This window comes from Actinomyces polynesiensis, assembly GCF_000820725.1.
Lineage (GTDB): Bacteria > Actinomycetota > Actinomycetes > Actinomycetales > Actinomycetaceae > Pauljensenia > Pauljensenia polynesiensis.
In genome coordinates, this window is the sequence record NZ_CCXH01000129.1 from 1 (window position 1) to 7835 (window position 7835).

9 protein-coding genes and 1 pseudogene are annotated in these 7835 nt (G+C 71.4%); 9 read left to right on the plus strand and 1 reads right to left on the minus strand.

Annotation, left to right across the window (positions count from 1 at the left end; genetic code table 11):
* Positions 1–140: 140 nt before the first annotated feature.
* The 9 genes from pepN to TA90_RS06085 all read left to right on the plus strand — a co-directional run bounded on the left by pepN (position 141) and on the right by TA90_RS06085 (position 7311).
* Positions 141–1943 (plus strand): aminopeptidase N, encoded by a 1803-nt coding sequence (gene pepN, locus TA90_RS06050; protein WP_331394261.1) that lies wholly within the window; start codon positions 141–143, stop codon positions 1941–1943.
* Positions 1909–2781, plus strand: coding sequence for an ERAP1-like C-terminal domain-containing protein (locus tag TA90_RS15860; RefSeq protein WP_331394262.1), 873 nt, complete (start codon positions 1909–1911; stop codon positions 2779–2781). The genes pepN and TA90_RS15860 overlap by 35 nt, the downstream gene beginning before the upstream one ends.
* Positions 2778–3629: a DUF881 domain-containing protein gene (locus TA90_RS06055; protein ID WP_147513403.1), complete on the plus strand. Its 852-nt coding sequence runs from the start codon at positions 2778–2780 to the stop codon at positions 3627–3629. The genes TA90_RS15860 and TA90_RS06055 overlap by 4 nt, the downstream gene beginning before the upstream one ends.
* 1 nt (position 3630) lies before the next feature.
* The gene (locus tag TA90_RS06060; RefSeq protein WP_043535123.1) at positions 3631–3963 is read left to right on the plus strand and encodes a small basic family protein; all 333 of its coding nucleotides are present in this window, start codon (positions 3631–3633) and stop codon (positions 3961–3963) included.
* A complete protein-coding gene (locus tag TA90_RS06065; protein WP_074015322.1) occupies positions 3960–4793 on the plus strand; it encodes a DUF881 domain-containing protein in 834 nt (277 codons plus the stop codon). Before TA90_RS06060 ends, TA90_RS06065 begins: the two co-directional genes overlap by 4 nt.
* 97 nt (positions 4794–4890) lie before the next feature.
* Positions 4891–5325 (plus strand): FHA domain-containing protein, encoded by a 435-nt coding sequence (locus TA90_RS06070; RefSeq protein WP_043535124.1) that lies wholly within the window; start codon positions 4891–4893, stop codon positions 5323–5325.
* On the plus strand, positions 5322–6092 hold the full coding sequence (gene ftsR, locus TA90_RS06075) for a transcriptional regulator FtsR (RefSeq protein ID WP_043535126.1): 771 nt from the start codon (positions 5322–5324) through the stop codon (positions 6090–6092). The genes TA90_RS06070 and ftsR overlap by 4 nt, the downstream gene beginning before the upstream one ends.
* Before the next feature lie 146 nt (positions 6093–6238).
* Positions 6239–6754 carry a MerR family transcriptional regulator gene (locus tag TA90_RS06080; RefSeq protein WP_043535134.1) on the plus strand — a complete coding sequence of 172 codons (516 nt, stop codon included), beginning with the start codon at positions 6239–6241 and terminating at the stop codon, positions 6752–6754.
* 272 nt (positions 6755–7026) lie between these two features.
* Positions 7027–7311, plus strand: a complete 285-nt coding sequence (locus TA90_RS06085) for an acylphosphatase (RefSeq protein WP_043535128.1) — start codon at positions 7027–7029, stop codon at positions 7309–7311.
* 18 nt (positions 7312–7329) lie between these two features.
* Here the strand turns inward: TA90_RS06085 and TA90_RS15035 are convergent.
* Positions 7330–7835, minus strand: a pseudogene (locus TA90_RS15035) (Hsp70 family protein); the annotation flags it as partial.

The following is a 7835-nucleotide window of genomic DNA, read 5'->3' on the forward strand; positions in this document are numbered from 1 at the left end:
GACGGATGTCGGATACCGAGGTCATGGCGGCCACTGTAGCCGGGGCCCGGGTGCCGCAGGGCCCGACCTCCCGGGTCGTACCGGGATGTCCCCGGGGAGGTCGGGCGGGCACCGGCGCCGGATGCCCATAGAATCGGGGCATGTACTCCCTCACCCGTGCGGACGCCGCCCGGCGCTCGGCGGTCGTGGACCTGGACACCGTCGACGTCCACCTGGACCTCTCCGCAGCCGATGACCCGGACTGCCCCAGCTTCCCGGTGACGGGCCTCCTCCGCCTCACCGTGTCCCGGCCGGACACCTTCGTCGACCTCGTCGGCCGTGTGGACGGGGTCCGCGTCGACGGCTCACCCCGGGAGCCCGAGCACGACGGGGCGCGCCTCTGGCTGAGGGACCTGCCCGTCGGACGTCCCCTCGAGGTGGAGGTCCGGGCCCACTGCGACTACTCGCACACGGGGGAGGGCCTCCACCGATACGTCGATCCCGAGGACGGACGCACCTACCTCTACACGCAGTTCGAGCCGGCCGACGCACGGCGGGCCTGGCCCTGCTTCGACCAACCCGACCTCAAGGCGCGGTGGACCTTCCACGTCACCGCTCCCCGGGACTGGGTGGTCGCCTCCAACGGCGGGGAACTCCCCGTCCCGGAGGCGCCGGGAGCGGAGGGCACGCCGGGGGACGGGCCGGAGGTGTGCACCCACCACTTCGCGCCCACCCCGCCCCTGTCCAGCTACATCACCGCGGTGGTGGCGGGGGAGTGGGCCGTGGTGGACGGTGGGACCTGGCGGGGTGGGGCGACCGGCCCGGGCTCCGACGGACGCCTGGTGGAGGTGCCACTGCGCCTCATGTGCCGCCGTGCGCTGGCGCCCCACATGGACTCCGACGACGTCCTCGACGTCACCCGGGCGGGCCTGGACTTCTACCACCGCCACTACGGGACCACCTACCCGTGGGCCACCTACGACCAGGTGTTCGTGCCCGAGTACAACCTCGGCGCCATGGAGAACCCGGGCTGCGTGACCTTCAACGAGCACTACCTCTCCCGCGACACGCCGACCTTCGCGCAACGCCAGGGACGTGCCAACACGATCCTCCACGAGATGTGCCACATGTGGTTCGGGGACCTCGTCACCCCCGCGTGGTGGGGTGACCTCTGGCTCAAGGAGTCCTTCGCCGACCACCAGGGGACCCTCGCGGCCGCCACGTCGACGCCCTACACGGGGGAGTGGGCCGCGTTCGCCGTGGGCCGCAAGGCCTGGGCCTACGAACAGGACCAGTACCCCACGACCCATCCGATCGCCGCGGACGTGCCCGACCTGGACGCGGCGAAGAACAACTTCGACGGCATCACCTACGCCAAGGGGGCGGCCGTCCTCAAGCAGCTCGTCGCCTGGGTGGGGGAGGAGGCCTTCTTCGCGGGGGCCCGCGCCTACTTCCGCGACCACGCCTTCTCCTCGGCCACCCTCTCGGACCTCCTGGCGGCGCTGGAGGCCGCCTCCGGGCTGGACCTGTCCACCTGGGAGCGGCTCTGGCTGCACACCACCGGACCCTCCGTCCTCGAGGCGCGCCTGCAGGCCGACGAGGGCGGGGCGGTGACCCGGTTCGACCTCGCGCAGACCCCCGCGCCCGGGGGCTCGGAGGTGCTGCGACCGCACAGCCTGGTGGTGAGCACCTGGGCGCTGCGCGACGGGTCCCTGGTGCGCACCCACCGCTTCCCCGTCCGCACCGAGACCGCCCACACGTCCGTGGACCCCGAGGGTCTCCTCGCCCGTCACGGTGCGCTCGGGGACCTCGACCTCGTGGTCGTCAACGACGAGGACCTCACCTACGCGGTCACCCGCCTGGACGACCGTTCCGCGGCGACCGCCCTCGCGGCGATCGGGACCTGTCCCGACGTCCCTGACACGCGCAGTGGTCTGGGCGAGTCTGTGGAACGCGGCGCGTGACGGGTTCCTGCGCCCCGCCGACCTGGTCGGGTCCGTCCTCGCGCAGGCCCCGACCGAGGGCTCCGACGCCGTCGCCGAGCGTCTCCTCGCCATGGCGGGGGCGGCCACCTCCACCTACACGCGCGGATCCGGGCGCGCCGCCCTCGTCGCGTCCGCGGTGGCCCGCGCACGGTCACTCCTGGAGGAGGGCTCGTTGGGCGCGGACCGTGCCCGGGCCTGGGCCCGGTACCTCACGCTCACCTCGACCGGCGTGCCCGCAGGGGAGGGGGAGCGGACCGGGTTCCTGGCACGGCTCGCGGACCGGACGGGGCAGGTACCGGGACTCGAGGTCGGACCGGAGCTCTCGTGGTCCGCACGCACGGCCCTGGCCTCCACCGGTGACGTCACCCGGGAGGACCTCGATGCCTGGCTCGGTGCCTCACCCACCGGGGAGGCCCGGGTGTGGCACGCCCGATCGGTGGCGGCCCTGCCGGACGGGGAGACCCGCGCGGCGGCATGGGAGAGGGTCCTCTCCGGTGAGCTGTCCAACGAGATGCTCTCCGCCACGCTGTGGGGACTGTCCCACTCCTCCTGGCAGGGCACGGAACTGGACGAGGCCTTCTTCCGGGAGGTCCTGCGTTTCTGGGACTCCCACTCCATCGGCATGGGGATCCGATTCGTCAACGGCGCCTTCCCCACCCACGTGGACCTCGACAGTCCGGCACACTCCACGCTGCCCCACGGCCTCGCCGTGACCTGGTTGGAGGACAACCCGCACGCCCCCTCGGCCCTGCGGCGGCTCCTCATCGAGCACCTCGACGACATCGACCGCGCCCTGCGCGTCCAGGGGGCGTGGTGAGCAGCGACCGACCCGACCCGGGCCCCGACGGCACCACCCGTCCGGGTCACGACCCGGCTGCCTCGATGTCCCTGCTCACCCAGCTGCTGAACAACCCCCTGGACGCCGGCTACCACGCCTACGAACGCGAGGAGAGCGCACGGAACTCCCCGTGGCTACGACTCCTCGTCGCCGTGCTCGCGGTCGCACTGGGACTCGGCTGCACGCTCGCAGTGCGCACCCTCCGGGCCCCCGCCCCCGACACCGTCGGCGCGACCCTGGTCAAGCAGGCCCAGGAACAGCAGGCGACCGTCACCCGACTCCAGGGGGAGGTCACCACCCTCACCCAGCAGATCCGGACCCTCTCCGGCACCTCCGGCCAGTCCGGCGCGACGGACGACCCGGGACTGGACCTGCTGACGGCGGGGTCGGCCGTCCAGGGACCGGGGGTCACCGTGACCCTGCAGGACGCACAGGACTCCGCGTTGGACTCACGCACCGGGAACGGGCTCGTGCGCGACCAGGACATCCGTGTGGTGCTCAACGCCCTGTGGTCCTCGGGGGCGGAGGCCATCGCTGTGAACGGGCGACGGATCGGCCCGGGGACCTTCGTGCGCACGGCCGGGTCCACCATCCTGGTCAACGTGTCGGCGATCCAGTCCCCCTACACCATCGATGCCATCGGGGATCCCGATGCGCTGTCCCTCGCACTCGTGAGAGGCTCGACAGGTGACTACCTCTCCACCCTGACGTCGGTGTCGGGGATCCGCGTGTCGACGTCCCAGTCCAAGTCCCTGGGCCTCGACCGCCTCGACCCCGTGACCACGACCTTCGCCGTCCCCACCGACCAGAACAACACAGGAGGCTGATGTGATCGCAGTCCTCGGACTCGTCGCCGGCATGGTCCTCGGATTCCTCGTGGACCCGACCGTGCCCGGTTGGCTCCAGCCGTTCCTCCCCGTGGCGGTCGTCGCCGGTCTCGACGCCCTCTTCGGCGCGGCCAGGGCGTGGCTGGAGGGTGTCTTCTCCGACCGGGTGTTCATCATGTCGTTCTTCTGGAACGTCGTGGTCGCCTGCCTCCTGGTGTTCCTGGGGGCACAGCTCGGCGTGGGGTCCGCCATGACGACCGCCGTGGTCGTCGTGCTCGGCATCCGCATCTTCTCCAACACCGCGTCGATCCGGCGCCTGATCTTCAAGGCGTGAGCACCGTGGACGGACAGACCCCCACCCCCGGGAGGGACGCCCCCGGACCCGGTTCCGTCGGCGACGGTGCCGGCACCGGCAGCAGCACTGACCCCGGCACCGGCACGACGCACGGCCGGGACGAGTCGTCCCTGCCCCGGCGTGCCCGCAAGGCCATCTTCGCGGTCCCCCGGCCCCTGCACGCGCTGCTCCTCGTCATCTGCTTCATGCTCGGAGCGGCACTGGTCACCCAGGTCCGTGCCCAGCAGGCGGACCCGTTGGAGACGATGGGGGACCAGGACCTCGTCCTCCTGCTCGACGAACTCACCACGCGCGCGGACACCCTGCGTTCCGAACGCAACGACCTCAACTCCCAGCTCTCCGAACTCGAGGACTCCGCCTCCCAGCGCCAGGCCGCCGAGAAGGCGGCCGCCGATGCCCGGGTCCAGTCCCAGATCAACGCGGGCACCGTCGCAGTCCACGGCCAGGGCGTGGTCATCACCGTCAGCGACCCCCTCTCGAAGCTCGGTGCGGAGCAGTTCGTCCTCACCCTGGGGGAGCTGCGCAACGCGGGGGCCGAGGCCATCTCCGTGAACGGGGTCCGCCTGACCACGCGGTCCTGGTTCAGCCTCGACCCCGGGGTGGTCGTGGACGGGACCCCGATCTCCTCGCCCTACACGTGGCAGGTCATCGGCGACCCCGCGACGATCGGGCCCGCACTGGAGATCGCCGGAGGGGCCGCGTCCCAGATGCGCCTCTACGGTGCGCAGGTCACGGTGGACACGAAGGAGGACGTCGTCATCGACGCCGTGGTCACCCCCACCAGCCCGCAGTACGCCCAGCCCCAGTGACCTCCGCACCTGCTTCGTGGCACCCACGCCGTCAGGAGTCACTACACTGGTGACGTCTCGACACTTCCGCACATCTCGACACCCAGGGGAGGGACGAATGGAACCTCAGAAGGACATCGACCCCACGGCGACATCGATCCTGGGGGTGCCCGTCCCTGACGAGGTCGACGCGTCGGTCCCGATGCCACTGTCCGCGCGCGACCGGGACGCCGTGGATGCGCTTCCGGCGGGGTCCGCACTGTTGATCGTCCAGCGCGGTCCGAACTCGGGGGCGCGCTTCCTCCTCGACCCGGAGGTCACCAATGCCGGGCGGTCCCCGAAGTCGGACATCTTCCTCGACGACGTCACCGTCTCGCGTCGGCACTGCCAGTTCATCGCCCACGAGGGCGGGTTCCTCGTCCGCGACTCGGGCTCCCTCAACGGCACCTATGTCAACCGTGAGCGCGTCGACCAGGCGGAGCTGCACGCCGGCGACGAGGTGCAGATCGGCAAGTACCGCCTGACCTACCACCCCTCCCCGCGCACGGCATGAGCTCCGCCGTCCGCGCCGAGTCCGCAGACGCCGCACCCGAACCCTGGCCCAGAGGGGTCCCCCGTGACCCGGTCATGTCGATCGGGCAGGTGGTGGAGGCCCTGGTGGGGGAGTTCCCCGCCATCACGGTGTCCAAGATCCGTTTCCTCGAGGAGCAGCACCTCGTCTCCCCCCACCGCAGCGGGTCCGGGTACCGGAAGTACTCCCGCTCGGACGTCGAGCGGATCCGCTTCGTCCTCGTCCAGCAGCGTGACTCCTACGCGCCGTTGAAGGTCATCGGGGACCAGCTGCGCGCCCTCGACGCGGGCCACGACGTGGAGGTCGCCCCCACGGCGCGCGTCGTCACCTCGGAGGGCCACGTCGTCGTGCCCCCGAACCGTCCCTCCCTGCCCGCTCGGGACCTCGCCGACCTCACCGGTACGGACCTCGCGACGCTCGAGCGCTACGTGCGTTTCGGCCTCATCACGCCCGACCTCGGTGGCTACTTCCCCTCACGCTGCGTCCAGGTGGTCCGCCTCCTGCTCACCCTCGAGCACGAGGGTCTGGACGCCCGGATCCTGAGGCCGGTGCGCACGGGGGCCGAGCGCAACGCCGACATCATCGACCAGACCGTCTCCTCCCAGCGGTCCCGCCAGAGGGCCGGGGACCTGGAACGGGCGACCACCCGGTCCACCGAGCTCGGGGAGCTCGTCGCCGACCTGCACCGCGAGATGTTGCGGGTCTCACTCGCGCGGCTCAACGGCACCTCGCACCAACCCTCACGTTGAGGTCGAGATTGAGGCGCGCCGCGCGTGTCGTTGACCCTGCCTCCCGCACTGCCTAGCGTGGGGGCAGTCAAGGAAGTCCCGGCCTCGTCGAAGGAGCAGCTGTGAGCGCCCGACCTGTGGATGCCGCCGTCGAACCACGGCAGGGCATGCTCTTCGGCGACCCCCTCGAGGGCATCGACGAGGACGAGAGCGGTTACCGCGGCCCGGTGGCGTGCAGCGCCGCGGGCATCACCTACCGGCAGCTCGACTACTGGGCCCGGACGGGCCTGCTGCAGCCCTCGATCCGCGCAGCCCGCGGCTCGGGTTCACAGCGCCTGTACTCCTTCCGGGACATCCTCGTCCTCAAGGTGGTCAAGAAGCTGCTCGACGCCGGTGTCTCCCTCCAGCAGGTCCGCACTGCGGTCGCCCAGCTCCAGGACCGTGGTATCGACGACCTCGCCTCGCTCACGCTGATGAGCGACGGTGCCTCGGTCTACGAGTGCACCTCCACCGATGAGGTCATCGACCTCCTCCAGGGTGGCCAGGGTGTATTCGGCATCGCCGTGGGCCGGGTCTGGCGTGAGGTCGAGGGTTCCCTCGCCGAACTGCCGGTGGAACATGCGCAGACCGAACTGGTCGACGAACTCGCGGAGCGCCGCCGTCGGCGGCGCAGCGCCTCCTGAGCCTGCCGGTCCCCGGCTCCTGACCGCGACTGCCCTGCGCCCGCGCGAGCCTCCTGCCCGCCTGCGGGGCCCGGTGGGCGACCCGCCCCTCTCCCTGCACCGACCGGACCGGCGCCCGCCGCCCCGTCCGTTCGGACACCCCTCACCGCAGGGCACCACCTCCCCGTCGTGACGTCCCAGCGGGAGCCTCCCCACCACCGGTCCCTGCCGGCACCGACTTCACGGCATAGGCTGGTCGACAGCCGGCCACCCGCGACGGAGGGGAGACACACATGTCCGAGCTGCAGGCAACCAGGGCCGTGGACGTGCGTGTCCACGGCGAGGTCCAGGGCGTGGGGTACCGTTTCGGCACCGTGCGCCGGGCCGACGAGCTCGGCGTCACGGGTTGGGTCCGCAACGAGTCCGACGGTGACGTCACCGCGCACCTCGAGGGCCCCGACCACCGGGTCGAGTCCATGCTCGGGTGGATGCGTTCGGGGACCAGGTGGGCGAGCGTCTCGGGCATCGACGTCGAGGAGGCACCCGTCGAGGGGTTCGACCGGTTCGAGGTCCGCTGACCCCGTGGGTGGCCGTCCTCAGATCCTGCGGTCCCCCAGGGACCGGGTCACCGAGTAGCCCGTTCCGCGATCGGTGATGGACACCTCCACGATCCCGTGCGGGTCCACCGTGTAGCATTCCTCGACCATCGGGCCGTCCTCCGTGCGTCGCACCTCGACATCCGACAGCGCCACCGTGTCCCCGAGCCCCTGGAGCAGGGGATCGAAGGGGAAGACGATCTCGCCGTAGGGGAGGACCTCACCACGGGGGACGCCCTCATCGTCGGTGGTCGTGTACTCGACGAAGCGGAACCACCCGACGTTGTGGGCGGCTCGATAGGTCCGCGTGACCGTCACCGCCACACTGGTCGAGACGCGCAGCTCGGGGGAGAGGAGCGTGTCGAAGGAGACGCGGGACCCGGACTCACGTTCGCGGAACACACCGACGCCGCGGGAGAGCTGGTCACGCAGGGTGTACCCGGCATCCGGGTCCGCGGCGATCGCCAGTCCGATGGAGGTCGACGCCGCACTGTGGGGAGAGCGGT

What these genes read in the sequence shown, in the direction of transcription:
- TA90_RS06080 (WP_043535134.1), top strand. Translation starts at nt 6,239, where the DNA reads ATGCTCTTCGGCGACCCCCTCGAGGGCATCGACGAGGACGAGAGCGGT.
- TA90_RS06070 (WP_043535124.1), top strand. Translation starts at nt 4,891, where the DNA reads ATGGAACCTCAGAAGGACATCGACCCCACGGCGACATCGATCCTGGGG.
- pepN (WP_331394261.1), top strand. Translation starts at nt 141, where the DNA reads ATGTACTCCCTCACCCGTGCGGACGCCGCCCGGCGCTCGGCGGTCGTG.
- ftsR (WP_043535126.1), top strand. Translation starts at nt 5,322, where the DNA reads ATGAGCTCCGCCGTCCGCGCCGAGTCCGCAGACGCCGCACCCGAACCC.
- TA90_RS06085 (WP_043535128.1), top strand. Translation starts at nt 7,027, where the DNA reads ATGTCCGAGCTGCAGGCAACCAGGGCCGTGGACGTGCGTGTCCACGGC.